We start from the raw sequence: 15,859 nt of genomic DNA, 5'->3' as shown, positions 1-15,859 counted from the left end.
CTGATTGGCGCCCATAAAAAAGGCGACCGTACGGTCGCCTTTTGCCTTGCCCATGTATCGAAACCCTTACCTTACGCCCTCGGCGCGCAGGGCCGACGGGGTGTAGTCGGCGGCCTTGGCTTCGAAGCCGAATTCGAAGCTGTGCTTCTCTTCGTTCTTCATCCCAAGGGCAATGTAGCGGCCGGCGATGATGTCGTAGAGCGCTTCGAGGGTGTAGGCCTGGGCCTGGTGATCGTAGTAGTACTGCGCGTGCCCTTCGGCCACTCGCCACAGTTGCCCGCGACCGTCGTAATGATCGGCCAGCGCCACTTGCCAGCTGTCCTCGTCGATGTACATGTGGCGCTTGGCGTAGATGTGCCGCTCGTTCGGTTTCACCGTGCCGACCACTTCCCAGACCCGGTGCAGTTCATAGCGAGTCAGGTCCTGGTTGATGTGCCCGGCCTTGACGATGTCGTCGTACTTGAGGCTCGGCGAATCGAGTTTGTAGCTGTTGTACGGAATGTACATTTCCTTCTTGCCGATCAGTTTCCAGTCGTAGCGGTCCGGCGCGCCGGAGAACATATCGAAGTTGTCCGAGGTGCGCAGGCCGTCGGCAGCGGTGCCCGGCCCGTCATAGGCGACCTGCGGCGCACGACGTACCCGGCGCTGGCCGGCGTTGTAGATCCACGCCAGACGCGGTTCCTTCACCTGATCGAGGGTCTCGTGCACCAGCAGCACGTTACCGGCCAGACGTGCTGGGGCGGTCACCGACTGTTTGAAGAAGGTCAGGACGTTGGCGGCTTTTTCCGGATCGAGATCCTTCATCAGTTGCGGCACGGCGATCTCTTCTTCGAAGCGGATCGGCGTGTAGCTGCCGTTGGTTTGCGGCGTCACCTGCGTGATGATCCGCCGCAGGTTGCCGCCGTGATAACGGGTGATGTGGTTCCACAACACCTCGACCCCGTTCTTGGGAATCGGGAAGGCGTAGTAGCGATTGCCGGTGAAATTGGCCAAACCGTTACCATCGTTGATCGTGGTGACGTTGAGCGCACTGCGCTTGGCCGACTCGTAGATTTCCGGCGGCACGGCTACGGTGCGATGGGTCGGGTAGACCGGGATCTTGTAGGTCTCTGGGTAGCGCTTGAACATCGCGACCTGACCGTCGGACAACTTGTCCTTGTACTTGTCGACGTTGGCGGCGGTGATGGTGAACAGCGGTTTTTCGCTGGCGAACGGGTCAGCCAGGAAGCCCTTGCTGTCGACCGCACCGGCGTTCTTCGGGATACCGCCGGTCCAGGCCGGAATCGAGCCGTCGGCATTGCCGGCCTTCTCGGCGCCCAGCGGCGTCAGGCTGGTGCCGAGCTTGTTGGCTTCGTCCGGCGACACCGCCGCGATCACATTGGCGGCCAGCAGGCTCAGGGCCAGGACACCGCATTGCAGAATCATCTTGCGCATTGCATTCATCCTTCTCGGGCAGATCAGAAGTTCACACCGAAGCTCAGGGCCACGAAGTCACGGTCTTCGAGGGTGTTGTAGTCACCACCGAAAAAATCGGTGTAACTCAGGCTCGCGGTATAGGTGTTGCGGTAGTCGGCATCGACCCCGACGCTGACGGCCTTGGCGCCTTCGTTGAACAGACCGTTGGGGCCATAACCGGCGACGTCGTGGGACCAGGACAGGTTGGGCTTGAGGTTGATCCCGCCGATCACGTTGGCGTAATCGAGGATCGCCCGGGCGCGGTAACCCCAGGATGTGGAAGTGACGAAACCGTCGGTGTCACCGCCGAAACCATACTGGCCGTAGACCGAGTCACGGCCATAACGCAGTTTGCTGCGCGACTCCAGTCCGCCGACCCGAACCACCGCTGCTTCACCCACCAGAGTCAAACGTTGAGCGCCCCAGACCTGATCGAAAAAGTGCGTCAGCGTGCTCTGGATCTGCGTCACTTCCTTGCGCCGGTAGCCCTTGTTGTCAGCACCCGGCGAGGTGACCAGCGGCGACGCGGCACCGCCGGCAATCGGATTGAGCAGGGCCAGAGTCAAGTCGTTGGTGTTGACCTGCACCGGCGCGTTGGGCCGGTAGCTGATCTCGCCGGTCCACGCGGTGCCGGTCGGCAGTGTGGTGGAGAAACTCGCGCCATACAGGCGGATGTCTTCCGGGTATTCGAGGTAATACTGGCCGCGCCCGAGCATCACGCTTTGCGCCAGCCCCGAACCGCTGCCGGGCGCCAGCCGGTTGGCGATCCCGACCATGCCCGGCAGCGCCGCGAGGGTCGACAGGCCGGCGGTGCTGGTGCCGACGGTCGGCGTGCGGCTGTGGTAATTCATGAAGTAGAGGCCGTACTCGGTGTCATCGCCGAGCCAGCGCAACGCCGTGCCCCATTGCCCGGAATCCCGTGCATCACGGTCGCCGCCACGGGGCACGATCACGCCTTCGCGGGTCACCTGGATCGGCTGACCAAAGGCTGCCGTCAGCGGCGCCAACGGGGCGATCGCCGGGCTGCCGACGGTGTAGCCGTTGTTGCAACCGTCCGCCGCCACATCGACACCGAAGAAGGTGCCGCAGTTGTCGAGGACGGTCTGATCCCATTCCAGTTGATAGAAGCCCTCGACCGTCAGTTGGTCGGTGAGCCCCTGAGAGGCGAACAGCATGTTCACCGGAATCAGCCCTTCCTTGATCTCCGCACCTGGCCGGCGGAACGCCGAGACGTCGATCGGGTTGATGCTGTTGATCGAGTTACCGATGAAGGTGCTTTCGCCCCAGCTCACCACCTGCTTGCCGGCGCGCACGGTGCCCGGCAGATCGGCGATGGAATAGTTGTGGTAGACGAACGCATCGAGAATCTGCGCGCCGGAAGACTTCGCGCCCTCCTTGCGGCCCTTGTCGCTGATCTGTTTGAACTCGCGGTCTTCGTCCTTGAGTTCGAAGTCGTACCAGTACTTGCCGCGCACGAACACACCGGTGTCGCCGTACTTCAGTTCGAGGTCATGGATGCCCTTGAAGATCTTGGAAAAGGTCTCGCCCTTCTTGAAGTTCAAACGCCCGTCATCACCGGTGGAAGACTGGCCGGTCCCGCCGTTGACCGTACCCACCAGCGACTTGTCGGCATCGCGCATGCCCCAGCTCGCACCCACCGACAGCGACGAATCGAAGGTGCCTTCGATTTCCCCGATATTGAAAGCGACCGCGTGCGCCTGGGCACAGCAACCCAAGGCCACCGCAGCGGCGAGCGCCTGCGGCGTGAAGATGGCGCGCATTGTTGTTTTTGTCATGCGTCTTCCCCGGTGAGTGACAGAAGGCCCCACCCTACTGCCGCCACACGGGGACGATAAGCGCACCAAGGAGGTATTCACGCTGTCGCTCGAAAGGATGAATCCCCGCCTGCGACAAGGCTTTGCGCCTGCCATGAACAGGCTGGATGCACCACTATCAACACAACGGATAATGACGACCGCGGTGCGCGCAACTGTTACATGCCCCGTAACAGTGCATGTCCGGAATAGGTATTTTTCCCTGAGGCGCCAGCCCTTATTCTGAGCGGGCTTTCACGGCAGACCGCCAGCAAGCACGAAGTCCGCGACCGAGTCGTCGGCAATGATTTCTGATAGATCGAAGCGTTTTTCGATCCATCGCCCCGGTGTTCACTGACGTTGATTTGTAGCTCCTTGATCCAACGTCTTACCTTGGCCGCTGCGTTTGCAGCGGCCTTTTTTATGGGCGATGTTTTGGCTGGAAGTCAGCGGCAGAGGCTCTCGAGGTGAGCACTCAAAGGGGAAAGCAGGACTCGGACAAGTCCTGCCGAAGATGGAATCAGAGCGAATACTTCTGCAGATTCCCCATCATTTCCTTCAGCGCCTCTATGTTGTCCTTCGGATGCGCCGCGCCTTCGAAATCACAGATCTGCTGCCAGTGCGCCGCGACGTCTTCCGGGGAAAACCCGACGCGAGGATCGAACCCGGCGCCCAGGCTGCGCTCCCAGCGTACCTTGCCCATCCAGCCGCCGCCGACTTCGAACAGGCCCGAGGTTTCCTGGCATTGTTCGCTGGCCAGGTACACCACCAGCGGGCTGACCAGTTCCGGTTTGAGTTGTTCGAACACTTGCGGCGGGATCAGGCCTTCGGTCATGCGGGTGCCGCCGGTGGGGGCGATGGCGTTGACCAGGATGTTGTTCTTGCGACCTTCGATGGCCAGGGTGCGGGTCAGGCCGTAGAGACCGAGTTTGGCCATGCCGTAGTTGGACTGGCCGAAGTTGCCGTAGATGCCCGAGGTCGATGCGGTGAAGATCACTCGCCCGTAGTTTTGTTCACGCATGTGCGGCCACGCGGCGCGGGTCACCTTGTAGGCGCCTTCGACGTGGACGCGATAGACCAGATCCCAGTCGGCGTCTTCCATTTTGTGGAAGGTCTTGTCGCGCAGGATACCGGCGTTGTTGACCACCACATCGACGCGGCCGAACACATCGAGCGCGTTCTGCACCAGTTTGTCGCCGTCGGTGACGGAATCATGGTTGGCCTCGGCGATGCCGCCGGCCTCACGGATTTCCGCTACCACGCGATCAGCGGCCGAAGCGTTGGCGCCTTCGCCCTGGGTCGAGCCGCCGAGGTCGTTGACCAGCACTTTGGCGCCCTGTTTGGCGAACAGCAAAGCGTGAGCGCGTCCCAGGCCACCACCGGCTCCGGTGACGATCACGACTTTATCTTCGAAACGCACAGACTCATTCATCGGGGCAACTCCAGCAGGCCTGAGGGACAGTGTCCCTGAGTGTCAGGCACGACGCGTTCGGTCACAACGAACACGGCTGGGGCTGAATGGTGCGCGATAAGGCTGAGGGATGATGAAAACGTGCCGAGGCGCCAGGCGCCTGCGGCACGAATTCAGGAACACGCCACCTTGCGCGGCGGCAACACGAAGTGATCGCGAAATTCGAGGTAGTGCTTGAGCACCTGCACCGGCGCTTCGGTTTGCGGGTAGTGTCCGATGCCCGGCAACAGCACGGTGTCAGCGTCGGGAATCAGCTCGCGATAACGCTCGACCATGTGCGCGCCGGAAATCGGATCGACTTCGCCATCGATCACCCGCAGCGGCACCTCGCCGCGCTGCATCGCCGCGACCCAGCGATCACGCTGAACCCGGCGCTCGGGAATGTAGTGAATCAGCTTGTGCATGACCCGCGGCCCGCGATTGCATTCGATCAGGCTCCAGAAATCATCCATTTCGCTTTCACTGGGCCGGGTGTCCGGGCCGAAAATCTGATGGAAACTTTTCACCAGCGCATCGCGAGTAAACGCCCGGCCAATCATCCAGCCCAACGGGCTGAGCAGCAGTTTTTGCGTCAGCAGCGGCCGATGGGTTTCCGGGAACAGACCACCGTTGAGGAACACGCAACTGGCGACCTCGATCCGGTCTTCGTAATGCCGGGCCAGCAGTTCCTGGGCAACACTGTCGCCGTAGTCGTGGGCCAGAACGTGCACCGGTTGTTCGACCTGCAGATGCGCCAGCAAGGCTTGTTGCAGATCGGCCTGCTCCAGCAGGCTGTAGGTGTGATTCAGGGGTTTGGCCGAGTCGCCGAAGCCGAGCATGTCGCAGGCAATCACCCGGTAGCGCTGGGACAGCGGCTGCCACAGGTAATGCCAGTCCCAACTGGCCGTTGGGAAACCATGGATCAGCAGCAGCGGTTCGCCCTGCCCTGCCGTCCAGTAGCGGATCGGCTGACCACGGAAGACAAACGTCTGGCTGCGTTTGCGCCAGGCACTCAGAGGGATCTCGGCGAGAGGCATTAGAGTTTATACCCCGGGTCTTGTTTATCGAGTTTGCGCAGCAGCGCCGGCCAGGCCAGCGCGCCACCCATGCCTTGAGCACTTTTGGTGACGCCGGCGATCATCGCCTTGGCGCCTGCCAGAATCTGCGGTTCGATGGCGATCAGTTCGGCACCGCCGGTCTGCGCCATGACCTGGATGTCGCAGGCGCGCTGGAAGGTGAACATCATCAGGAACGTGTCGGCGATGGTGCCGCCACAGGTCAGCAGACCGTGGTTGTGCAGCATCAGGAAATTAGTGTCGCCCAGGTCTGCCTGCAATCGCGCTTTCTCTTCATGATTCAGGGCCACACCTTCATAAGCGTGAAAGGCCAGGCTCGACAGCACAAATAGCGATTGCTGACTGATCGGCAACACGCCCTGCTTCTGCGCCGATACCGCGACACCGGAAGCGGTGTGGGTGTGCAGCACGCAGGCCACGTCGTGCCGCACTTCGTGCACGGCGCTGTGGATGGTGTAGCCGGCGGGATTGATTTCGTATGGGCTGTCCATGAGTTTGTTGCCTGCCTGGTCGACCTTCACCAGGCTCGAGGCGGTGATCTCATGGAACATCAGGCCGAACGGGTTGATCAGGAAATCTTCGGTGCCGGGCACCTTGGCGGAAATGTGGGTGAAGATCAGATCGTCCCAGCCATGCAGCGCGACCAGACGATAACAGGCAGCCAGATCGACCCGGGTCTGCCATTCCGCGGCACTGACCTGGTCTTTGACGTTCACGGATGAAGGGACGGGGGCTACGCTCACTGTATGCACCTCTGCGTTCTTATTGTTTTTGCGTGTGTCAGCAGTCTAGTCAGCCCCGGACGGTCGCGTAGTTGCATTGGCAGCCAGCTTGATGACTGAACGAGTCAGCTACGCAAACAGCTTGGATCCATGTCAAAGCAACGACGCCAACAAAGGTGCGGCGAACAGATTGAGCAGCCCCGTCAGCACCATCACCAGCCCCGCGACCGAGCCTTCTTCACCGCCCACTTCATGGGCCCGGCTGACCCCGGCCCCGTGCGCACCGACGCCGAACAATGCACCGCGCGCCAGGGCGCTGCGCAACGGCAGCCACTTGAGCAGCACACCGCCGAGCATCGCGCCGAACACACCGGTGAACATCACGAACACCGCTGTCAGCTCAGGCACGCCACCGAGGTCCTGCGCCAGCGGCATGGCGAACGGCGTGGTGATCGAGCGCGGCACCAGCGACAGCGTCACCGAACTGTCCAGCGCCAGTGCTTTCGCGAGGCCGAACGAAGTGGCGATCGACGCGGCGCTGCCAGCCAGCATGCCCAGCAGCAACGCCGACCAATGCCGCACCAGCAATCGCCGCTGTTGCCAGATCGGCACCGCAAACGCCACGGTGACCGGCCCGAGCACCAGCATCAGCCAATGGGTGTTGCTGGAATATTCGGCGTAAGCGGTGTGCAGCGGCACGGCAAGCGCCAGCAGCAACGCGGGGACCAGAATCAGCGGCGACAACACGTAGCGCCCGGTCCGGCGATACAACCAGCGACTGAACAGATAGGCCAGCAGCGTGAACGCCAGCCAGAACATCGGCATCAGCTCAAGCTTCATGGGACCGCCTCAGGCGCACGGCCAGCTCCACAGTGAACGCGGTCACCAGCATCACCATCAGCGTACTGGCGGCGATCACCAACAAGATCCGCCAGCCGTCATCGCGCAGCAATGCGCCGTAATCCAGCAGGCTCATCAGCGCAGGAATGAAGAACAGCAGCATCTCGGCCATCAACAAGCCTGCGCCCATTTGCAGCGCCGCCGGTTTGACCCAGCCGAACGCAAAACCCAGCAGCAACAGCGCCATGCCGATCACGCCGCCGGGAATCGGCCAGGCCAGCCACGCTGCGATCTGGCAGCCGAGCAGGTAGAGAGCGAGCAGCACGGCCAGTTCGGCCAGCAGGCGGGAGAGGTATTTAAGGGTCGAGGCTTTCATCGGGGGCTCCTTTCAGGTGCCTATTTTACGAACCCGACTGCCATCTCCGAAGCGAATTGTTAGACTCAAAGCCATTCCAATCTGGAATCAGGCTATGGAATTCAAACAGCTCAAAAGCTTCGTCGAAGTCATGCATCAGGGCGGCTTCACCCAAGCGGCGAAAACCCTGCACATCAGTCAGTCCGCCGTGAGCAAGCAGATCGCCCAGCTCGAACAGAGCCTCGGCACGCCTTTGCTCGAACGGCTGGGTTCGCAGATACGCCTGACCGCCGCCGGCAGCGTGGTGCTGCAACGGGCCGAAGGCATGCTGCGGTTGCGCAATGAATTGCTCAGCGAACTGGATGACCTCAGCCATCTGGCACGCGGCGAGTTACGTCTCGGGCTGCCATTGCTCGGTAGCGATGCGTTGTTTGCCGGGCTGTTCGCCGAATACCGCCGGCGTTATCCGAACATCAGCGTGCAGTTGCTTGAAGGCGGCAGTCGCAATATCGAACAGGCGGTGCTCAGCGGGGAGCTGGAGTTGGGCGGCAGTCTGCTGCCGAAAGATCCGCAGTTCGACTTTCAGCCGTTCTGCGATGAACCACTCGATGCGCTGCTACCGGTGGATCATCCATTGGCGGCAAAATCTGAAATCGGTCTGGAAGAGTTGGCCGAGACACCGTTTCTTTTGTATCAGCGCAGTTTCGTGCTCAACGATCGTTTGCTTCAGGCCTGCCAGCAGATGGGTTTCACCCCGAAGGAAGGCGGGCGCAGCGGGCAGGCGGATTTTCTCGCGGCACTGGTCGCCGCCGGGCAAGGCGTGGTGTTGCTGCCCAGCGTGGTGGCGCGCGGACTGGTGCGGCCAGGCGTAGTACGCCTGGCCCTGAACGCGCCGGATTACTTGCGCTGGGATATCGCTTTCATCTGGCGCCGGGGTGCCTATCTGTCGAAGGCTGCACAGGCCTGGCTGGCGCTGCTGCGTGAGCGCGGGATCAGCCCTTGAGGATGGCGATCAACTGCTCCAGCCAAGGCTCGGCGTCGGTTTCCGGGGTAACGCTTTCGCTGGCGTCGATACGCAGCATGTCCTGCACTTCTTGCACACCCAGTTCGCCGAACAACTCGCGCAATTGCTCGCCGCCGCCGCAGAACGTGTCGCCGTAACTGGCGTCGCCCAAGGCGATCACAGCGCCAGGCAAACCACGCCAGGCCGCCGGCAATTGGTCGCGAATCGCCGAATACAACGGTTGCAGGTTGTCCGGCAGCTCGCCCATGCCAGTGGTCGAGGTCACGCCGAGCAAGGCTTCAGGGCCAAACGCCTGGAGATCGGCAAGGCTGGCGCGGGAGTTGTAGAAGGTTTCAAAACCGGCGGCGTTCAACAGGCTCTGAGCGTGGCGAGCGACTTCTTCGGCCGTGCCGTACACGGAGCCGGAGAGGATGGCGACTTTCATCAATCTGATCCTGAAACTGAAAAAAAGAGCGGCGATAGTAACAGCCAGCGGCGCTCTGTTGCGATTGGCTCTCGATAAGCGCTGATGGCCAGTAGACAGCGCCGGTCGATCTTCTAGAATGCCTGCGGTCGATAACACTGAAGGGATTCATAGATGATCAATGCCAGTCTGCTGCAGATGGTGATCAACGCGTCGAATGACGGGATTGTGGTAGCGGAAAAGGAAGGCGAGCAGGACAACATCCTGATCTACGTGAATCCGGCCTTCGAAAAACTGACTGGCTACACCCGTGAAGAAATTCTCTATCAGGACTGTCGTTTCCTGCAGGCCGGGGATCGCGACCAGGCCAGTCTGGATGTGATTCGCGATGTTTTGAGAGAAGGCGGCTCATGCCGGGAAATCCTGCGTAACTACCGCAAGGACGGCACGCCCTTCTGGAACGAGCTGTCCCTGTCGACGGTAAAAAATGCCGACGACGGACTGACCTATTTCGTCGGCGTGCAAAAGGACGTCACGGTTCAGGTCAAGGCGCAGCAGCGGGTTGTGCAACTGGAAGCTCAGGTTGCGGCACTGGAAGCAGAAATTGCTGCCTTGAAAGCGACGAACGGCGCAAACAAAACAGCGAACTAATTGTCATTAACTACAATCACCAATGACTTTGTAATTATTCATTTCGAGTTAGCCATGCAGCGTGACGCCCTCCTGACCCAGGATGAGCTGGATTTCATCCAGACCATGCAACACAACCCGCAACTGAATGTGCGGGATGCGACGTCGAGCCTGCTGGTCAATGGTGGTTCGCAGATCCGTGATCTGCTCACGCGTCTGGCGGCCCATGAGCAAGTCACCATCCAGGCCAACTTCGAAAATCAGCAGATGACTTTTCCGCTGCATCTGGTGGAAGACGAGTTCCACGCCCTGCACCTGCGCCTGGGCGTACCAAGCATCTATGAAGACGGGCCGATGGTGCGCCCATGGCGCCTGACCCTGGAAGAGCCCGTGGCACTGGAAAATGCCAAGGGCCAGCCGGGTACGCTGTGGGTGCATGAGGTTTCGCACAAGGGTGTACTGCTGGAAGTGCGCAACAAGACCAAACCGCCGAAGCATTTTGCCTTGTGGTTCAGCCCGTCGGGCTACGAGCGGATTTCCCTGCGCGGGACGTTCGAGCGGGAAACCGAAAGCGGCTTTTATGCTTACGAGCTAAGCCAGAGCGATGCCGACGAAACCGAGCGTCTGCGCCAGTTCATTCTGCAACAGCATCGTCTGACCCACCCTGCCCTGCACACCTGAGTCTCAGGTATCCAGCGTCCCCGCCAGGAACTGATTCATGCGCTGGCGCATGGTCGATCCTTCATTGCCCAGACAGCCAACCGATGATCCGGCCAGGCTGTCCTGCGCCAGATCGGCAGCATCGCCTGCCAGCATCAACTGACAATCCAGACTCAAGGCCAGACGATTCAGACGTCGTGGCAGCTCTGCGGTCGGCGCGTGATTGGAAAACAGCACCAGCGCCTGGGGCCGGGTCTTTTCGCACACCAGCGTCAGCTCGTCGAACGGCTGACCGGTGGTGAGCACACGAACCCCCGCGTCATTGCCACTGAGAAACAGCGCCGCCACCAGCAATTCAAGCTCACGACATTGACCGGCCAGCGCGCTGACTATCACCTTGCGCGGTTGCGAGCCGCGCAGCACGACGATGCGCTGCAGCACTTTCGCTCGCAGAAAACCATCAAAGAACAGCCACTCGCTGGTTTGCCCGAACGCGTCCTGACGCTGGAGCATTTGCAGCCACAGCGGCATCAGGATGTCCTGAAACACCACGGGCAAGGCATAGGAGGAGAAAATCTGCCCGTAGACCCGGTCGAGCAACTGATCGTCGAACGAGCTGACTGCCTGCCGGACCTGTTCCTGCCACTGGAGGTAGTCAGCCTGCACCAGATCATCGGGCATGAAGTGGGCCAGCACCTTCATCGGCTCGGTCTTGGCGAGGATCTTGCCGATCTTGCTCACGGCGACACCGCGATCGATCCAGTCGACGATGCTGCGAACGCGCTCGATATCAGTCATCGAATACAGCCGATGCCCACTTTCGGTGCGCGTCGGCTGGATCAAACCATAGCGGCGTTCCCATGCGCGCAATGTAACCGGGTTGACCCCGGTCAGGCGCGCCACTTCTCGTATCGGGAAAAGTTCTTCGCGCTCCAGCGCAACAGATGCCTGCGAAGCAGGGCGAACGTCTGTAATGACAGGCATTTGGGCGGACACGTCCTTGTTGGCGGAGTTTGTTGGCGTAGTTGGATCCCATTCTACTCCTGATGCCCCTTATCGGTTCAAGCAACGAAATGGGACGAAAGTCTCTGGTTCGTCACGAAAATGAGGAATAATCCTTGCTTGTCGAAAAACGCAGCCCTCTACCCCGGCGCTGCGTCAGGCGAAGCTCCTACCCGGAGCGACGCAAATGCAATACGGAGATACACAATGTCTACTTCCCCCGTCACGCTGATGGTCGCGCGTCGTGTCGCCAATGGTCGTTATCAGGATCTGATCGCCTGGTTGCGCGAAGGCGAACAACTGGCCACCGACTTCCCCGGTTACCTCGGCTCCGGCGTATTGGCCCCGCCCCCCGGCGACGATGAATTCCAGATCATTTTCCGCTTCGTCGACGAACAGACCCTGCACGCCTGGGAACACTCGGCATCGCGCACTGCATGGCTGGCTCGTGGCAGCGATCTGTTTGCTCACCCGACGGAACATCGGGTCAGCGGAATCGAAGGCTGGTTCGGTGCAGCCGGCGCGCGTCCTCCACGCTGGAAACAGGCCGTGGCGATCTGGCTGGCGTTCTTCCCCGTGTCGCTGCTGTTCAATTTCGTGTTGGGCCCGCTGCTCGCTGAAATGAGCCTGTTGCCGAGGGTCTTCATCAGCACGCTGTGCCTGACCCCGTTGATGGTCTATTTCTTCATTCCGCTGTCGACCCGCCTGCTGGCCGGCTGGCTCAACCCGGCGCCTGCGCGCCCACTGCCTGCCGCACCCTCCACGCAAAATCGCTGAAGCCGTCGCTCGCGTCGCTGTTATAGTTTTTGCTCTGACTTCGACGCGAGCCGTACATGACTTCTCCCACAGCTCCCATCCTCATCACCGGCGCCGGCCAGCGGGTCGGCCTGCATTGCGCGCAGCGTCTGCTGGAAGACGGTCATCGGGTGATCTTCACCTATCGCAGCGAACGACCAGGTGAGAAGGCATTGCGGGATCTGGGCGCCCTCGGGCTGCACGCGGACTTTTCCAGCGAAGCCTCGATCCTCGCGTTCATCACCGAACTGAAGACTCACACCGACAGCCTGCGCGCCATCGTCCACAACGCCTCGGAGTGGCTGGCGGAAACCGGTAACGGCGAAGCCGAAGCCTTCAGCCGGATGTTCAACATCCACATGCTGGCGCCGTACCTGATCAACCTGCATTGCGCCGAATTGCTGCAACGTTCGAGTCCTGCCGACATCATCCACATCAGCGATGACGTCACCCGCAAGGGCAGCAGCAAACACATCGGCTATTGCGCCAGCAAGGCCGGGCTCGACAGTCTCACGCTGTCCTTCGCCGCGCGCTATGCGCCGTCAATCAAGGTCAACGGCATCGCGCCAGCCCTGCTATTGTTCAATCCCGACGACGACGCGGCGTACCGCGCCAAGGCGCTGGCCAAGTCCGCGCTGGGCATCGAACCCGGCAGCGAAGTGATTTATCAGAGCCTGCGTTATCTGCTCGACAACCCGTATGTCACCGGCACGACCCTGACCGTCAACGGCGGGCGGCACGTCAAGTAATACGCCCCCGCGAGGATGCTCCATGACCCGTTCCCTGCCCGAGAATTACCGCGAGATCCTGATCGGTCTCGGTGAAAACCCCGACCGCGAAGGACTGCTCGACACGCCGGTGCGGGCGGCCAAGGCCATGCAGTATCTGTGTCACGGCTATGAACAGAGCGTCGACGAGATCGTCAATGGCGCGCTGTTTGCCTCCGACACCGACGAGATGATCATCGTCGCCGACATCGAGCTGTACTCGTTGTGCGAACATCACCTGCTGCCCTTCATCGGCAAGGCCCATGTGGCTTATATTCCGACGGGCAAGGTGCTGGGGTTGTCGAAGATCGCGCGACTGGTGGACATGTTCGCCCGCCGCCTGCAGATCCAGGAAAACCTCACCCGCCAGATCGCCGAGGCGGTCCAGCAAGTCACCGATGCCGCCGGCGTCGCGGTAGTCATCGAAGCCCGGCACATGTGCATGATGATGCGCGGTGTCGAGAAACAGAATTCGACCATGAACACCTCGGTCATGCTCGGCGCCTTCCGCGAGTCGAGCAACACCCGCCAGGAGTTCCTGCAATTGATTGGACGGAGCAAGTAAATGCCACAACTTCAACCGGGAATGGCGCGCATCCGGGTCAAGGATCTGCGCCTGCGCACCTTTATCGGGATCAACGAGGACGAAATCCTCAACAAGCAGGATGTGCTGATCAACCTGACCATCCTGTACGCCGCGCAGGAAGCGGTGCGTGACAACGACATCGACCACGCGCTGAACTACCGCACCATCACCAAGGCGATCATCGCCCACGTGGAAGGCAACCGCTTCGCGCTGCTCGAACGCCTGACCCAAGAGCTGCTGGATCTGGTGATGGCCAACGAATCGGTGCTGTACGCCGAAGTCGAAGTCGACAAGCCCCATGCCTTGCGTTTTGCCGAGTCGGTGTCGATCACCCTCGCCGCCAGCCGCTGAACGTGTCTGGCGCTCCGGGCGTCAGACTTTTATCATCCGCGCCACGATTTGACTGCACAGAGCCCATCATGACCGAGCAACAACGCCTCGAACTCGAAGCCGCCGCCTTCCGCCGGCTGGTCGCCCACCTGGACAGCCGCAAGGACGTGCAGAACATCGACCTGATGAACCTCGCCGGGTTCTGCCGCAACTGCCTGTCCAAGTGGTACAAGGCCGAGGCCGACGAGCGCCAGATCGAGGTCAGCCTCGACGATGCCCGTGAGGTGGTTTACGGCATGCCGTACGCCGACTGGAAAGCCCAATATCAGCAAGAAGCCAGCGCCGAACAACAAGCGGCGTTCGCCAAAGGAAAACCCAATGAGTGATCTGAACACCCTGCGCGCCAGCCTCAAGAGCGGCGAACACGTTTTTGCCGACACCCTGTCCTTCATCGCCGCCGGCTACGACTACCAGCCTCAGGCGTTCAACAACGGTGGCGTGGAAAACGCGGCCGGGCAGAACGAAGGTTCGTGCAAGACCCTGGGTTTGGCCCTGCTGGAAGGCTTGAGCGATGAAGAAGCGCTGCTAGCGTTCGGCGAACACTACCGCTCGGTTGTGGCGACTCCTGAAGGCAGCGATCACGGCAATATCCGTGCGCTGATCCAGCACGGTCTGGACGGCGTGAAGTTTGAAGCGCAACCGCTGACCCGCCGCTGATTCCCGACACAACACTATCCCTGTCAGATCGTTCCCACGCTCCGCGTGGGAATGCAGCCGGGGACGCTCCGCGTCCCAAGGACGCAGAGCGTCCAGATGAGGCATTCCCACGCAGAGCGTGGGAACGATCATTGTCGTGGTGCCTGTGAATAATGGGCATGAAAAAACCGGCCAATTGGCCGGTTTTTTTGTACCTGCGATCTTAGAACGAAACGTTCTGCAGATCGTCCAGGTAACGCTCGGTGTCCAGTGCCGCCATGCAACCGGCGCCGGCCGAGGTGATGGCCTGACGGTAAACGTGGTCGGCCACGTCGCCGGCAGCGAAGATGCCTTCGACGCTGGTCGCGGTGGCGTTGCCTTCACGGCCGCCCTGAACCACGAGGTAGCCGTCCTTCAGCTCCAGCTGACCTTCGAACAGCGAGGTGTTCGGGGTGTGGCCGATCGCGATGAACACGCCGTCGACCTTGATTTCGTCGAAGCTGCCATCGTTGTTCTTCAGACGCGCACCGGTCACGCCCATGTTGTCGCCCAGTACTTCGTCCAGGGTCGCGTTCAGTTTCAGCTCGATCTTGCCTTCGGCCACACGGGCGTTGAGCTTGTCGATCAGGATCTTCTCGGCGCGGAAGGTTTCGCGACGGTGGATCAGGGTGACCTTGCTGGCGATGTTGGCCAGGTACAGCGCTTCTTCGACAGCGGTGTTGCCGCCACCGACCACAGCCACCGGCTTGTTGCGATAGAAGAAACCGTCGCAGGTCGCGCAGGCCGAAACGCCTTTGCCCATGAACGCTTCTTCCGACGGCAGGCCCAGGTAACGAGCGCTGGCGCCGGTGGCGATGATCAGCGCGTCGCAGGTGTAGGTGCCGCTGTCGCCGGTCAGGCTGTATGGCTTGGAAGCGAAGTCCACGGCGTTGATGTGATCGAAGATGATCTCGGTTTCAAAACGCTCGGCGTGTTCGCGCATGCGCTCCATCAGTACCGGGCCGGTCAGGCCGTGGACGTCGCCCGGCCAGTTGTCGACTTCGGTGGTGGTGGTCAGTTGACCGCCGGCCTGCATGCCGGTGATCAGCAGCGGCTTGAGGTTGGCACGGGCAGCGTAGACGGCAGCGCTGTAACCGGCAGGGCCGGAACCGAGGATGATCACTCGCGAATGACGGACTTCAGACATGAACCTGCTCCTGTTGACCGGCCAAGACACCTGGCCGGACGCCGGACTGCCGGCGGGAATAAAAAAGG

At 61.1% G+C, this 15,859-nt stretch carries 19 protein-coding genes; 9 read left to right on the top strand and 10 right to left on the bottom strand.

Annotated features, from left to right (window positions below):
• Nucleotides 1-66 precede the first annotated feature (66 nt).
• The 7 genes from AC0R79_RS05775 to AC0R79_RS05745 form a co-directional block, all read right to left on the bottom strand.
• Nucleotides 67-1,434 carry a DUF1329 domain-containing protein gene (locus AC0R79_RS05775; RefSeq protein WP_011332510.1) on the bottom strand — a complete coding sequence of 456 codons (1,368 nt, stop codon included), beginning with the start codon at nucleotides 1,432-1,434 and terminating at the stop codon, nucleotides 67-69.
• 23 nt (nucleotides 1,435-1,457) lie between these two features.
• Nucleotides 1,458-3,251, bottom strand: a complete 1,794-nt coding sequence (locus AC0R79_RS05770; RefSeq protein ID WP_474733628.1) for a DUF1302 domain-containing protein — start codon at nucleotides 3,249-3,251, stop codon at nucleotides 1,458-1,460.
• Nucleotides 3,252-3,789: 538 nt separating this feature from the next.
• Entirely contained in the window at nucleotides 3,790-4,701 is a 912-nt protein-coding gene (locus AC0R79_RS05765) for an SDR family oxidoreductase (protein ID WP_007957229.1), read from the bottom strand.
• Between the two features lie 152 nt (nucleotides 4,702-4,853).
• Nucleotides 4,854-5,756 carry an alpha/beta fold hydrolase gene (locus tag AC0R79_RS05760; RefSeq protein ID WP_474733625.1) on the bottom strand — a complete coding sequence of 301 codons (903 nt, stop codon included), beginning with the start codon at nucleotides 5,754-5,756 and terminating at the stop codon, nucleotides 4,854-4,856.
• On the bottom strand, nucleotides 5,756-6,538 hold the full coding sequence (locus AC0R79_RS05755; protein ID WP_474733623.1) for a class II aldolase/adducin family protein: 783 nt from the start codon (nucleotides 6,536-6,538) through the stop codon (nucleotides 5,756-5,758). Before AC0R79_RS05755 ends, AC0R79_RS05760 begins: the two co-directional genes overlap by 1 nt.
• Before the next feature lie 132 nt (nucleotides 6,539-6,670).
• On the bottom strand, nucleotides 6,671-7,357 hold the full coding sequence (locus AC0R79_RS05750; RefSeq protein ID WP_007957226.1) for an LrgB family protein: 687 nt from the start codon (nucleotides 7,355-7,357) through the stop codon (nucleotides 6,671-6,673).
• Nucleotides 7,347-7,733: a CidA/LrgA family protein gene (locus tag AC0R79_RS05745; protein WP_074691777.1), complete on the bottom strand. Its 387-nt coding sequence runs from the start codon at nucleotides 7,731-7,733 to the stop codon at nucleotides 7,347-7,349. Before AC0R79_RS05745 ends, AC0R79_RS05750 begins: the two co-directional genes overlap by 11 nt.
• 94 nt (nucleotides 7,734-7,827) lie before the next feature.
• Between AC0R79_RS05745 and AC0R79_RS05740 the strand changes: the two genes are divergently transcribed.
• Nucleotides 7,828-8,715 (top strand): LysR family transcriptional regulator, encoded by an 888-nt coding sequence (locus tag AC0R79_RS05740; protein WP_474733618.1) that lies wholly within the window; start codon nucleotides 7,828-7,830, stop codon nucleotides 8,713-8,715.
• On the opposite strand, the gene AC0R79_RS05735 is transcribed toward AC0R79_RS05740, so the two are convergent.
• The gene (locus AC0R79_RS05735) at nucleotides 8,705-9,160 is read right to left on the bottom strand and encodes a flavodoxin (RefSeq protein WP_474733615.1); all 456 of its coding nucleotides are present in this window, start codon (nucleotides 9,158-9,160) and stop codon (nucleotides 8,705-8,707) included. The two genes, AC0R79_RS05740 and AC0R79_RS05735, sit on opposite strands and share 11 nt — an antisense overlap.
• 153 nt (nucleotides 9,161-9,313) lie before the next feature.
• Here AC0R79_RS05735 and AC0R79_RS05730 point away from each other — a divergent pair, with 153 nt between their 5' ends.
• Both AC0R79_RS05730 and AC0R79_RS05725 read left to right on the top strand, forming a co-directional pair.
• Nucleotides 9,314-9,790, top strand: coding sequence for a PAS domain-containing protein (locus AC0R79_RS05730; RefSeq protein WP_474733613.1), 477 nt, complete (start codon nucleotides 9,314-9,316; stop codon nucleotides 9,788-9,790).
• A gap of 54 nt (nucleotides 9,791-9,844) precedes the next feature.
• The gene (locus AC0R79_RS05725; protein ID WP_007957217.1) at nucleotides 9,845-10,450 is read left to right on the top strand and encodes a hypothetical protein; all 606 of its coding nucleotides are present in this window, start codon (nucleotides 9,845-9,847) and stop codon (nucleotides 10,448-10,450) included.
• Between the two features lie 3 nt (nucleotides 10,451-10,453).
• On the opposite strand, the gene AC0R79_RS05720 is transcribed toward AC0R79_RS05725, so the two are convergent.
• Nucleotides 10,454-11,413 (bottom strand): MerR family transcriptional regulator, encoded by a 960-nt coding sequence (locus tag AC0R79_RS05720; RefSeq protein WP_474733611.1) that lies wholly within the window; start codon nucleotides 11,411-11,413, stop codon nucleotides 10,454-10,456.
• A 225-nt stretch (nucleotides 11,414-11,638) separates the two neighbouring features.
• On the opposite strand from AC0R79_RS05720, the gene AC0R79_RS05715 reads away from it, so the two are divergent.
• The 6 genes from AC0R79_RS05715 to AC0R79_RS05690 all read left to right on the top strand — a co-directional run bounded on the left by AC0R79_RS05715 (nucleotide 11,639) and on the right by AC0R79_RS05690 (nucleotide 14,626).
• Nucleotides 11,639-12,208, top strand: a complete 570-nt coding sequence (locus AC0R79_RS05715) for an antibiotic biosynthesis monooxygenase (protein ID WP_007957213.1) — start codon at nucleotides 11,639-11,641, stop codon at nucleotides 12,206-12,208.
• A gap of 56 nt (nucleotides 12,209-12,264) precedes the next feature.
• The gene (gene folM / locus AC0R79_RS05710) at nucleotides 12,265-12,975 is read left to right on the top strand and encodes a dihydromonapterin reductase (RefSeq protein ID WP_474733609.1); all 711 of its coding nucleotides are present in this window, start codon (nucleotides 12,265-12,267) and stop codon (nucleotides 12,973-12,975) included.
• Between the two features lie 22 nt (nucleotides 12,976-12,997).
• A complete protein-coding gene (gene folE, locus AC0R79_RS05705) occupies nucleotides 12,998-13,558 on the top strand; it encodes a GTP cyclohydrolase I FolE (RefSeq protein WP_007957209.1) in 561 nt (186 codons plus the stop codon).
• A complete protein-coding gene (gene folX / locus AC0R79_RS05700) occupies nucleotides 13,559-13,930 on the top strand; it encodes a dihydroneopterin triphosphate 2'-epimerase (RefSeq protein WP_007957207.1) in 372 nt (123 codons plus the stop codon).
• 68 nt (nucleotides 13,931-13,998) lie between these two features.
• The gene (locus AC0R79_RS05695; RefSeq protein ID WP_085608092.1) at nucleotides 13,999-14,295 is read left to right on the top strand and encodes a DUF1244 domain-containing protein; all 297 of its coding nucleotides are present in this window, start codon (nucleotides 13,999-14,001) and stop codon (nucleotides 14,293-14,295) included.
• Nucleotides 14,288-14,626 carry a HopJ type III effector protein gene (locus AC0R79_RS05690; RefSeq protein ID WP_127796943.1) on the top strand — a complete coding sequence of 113 codons (339 nt, stop codon included), beginning with the start codon at nucleotides 14,288-14,290 and terminating at the stop codon, nucleotides 14,624-14,626. The genes AC0R79_RS05695 and AC0R79_RS05690 overlap by 8 nt, the downstream gene beginning before the upstream one ends.
• A gap of 202 nt (nucleotides 14,627-14,828) precedes the next feature.
• Here AC0R79_RS05690 and trxB read toward each other — a convergent pair whose 3' ends face one another.
• Nucleotides 14,829-15,791 (bottom strand): thioredoxin-disulfide reductase, encoded by a 963-nt coding sequence (gene trxB / locus AC0R79_RS05685; RefSeq protein WP_474733605.1) that lies wholly within the window; start codon nucleotides 15,789-15,791, stop codon nucleotides 14,829-14,831.
• Between the last annotated feature and the right edge of the window lie 68 nt (nucleotides 15,792-15,859).

The organism is Pseudomonas sp. HD57-3, from assembly GCF_056113135.1.
The sequence above is the reverse complement of the archived record's forward strand: the minus strand, read 5'-3'. Positions and strand labels throughout refer to the sequence as shown.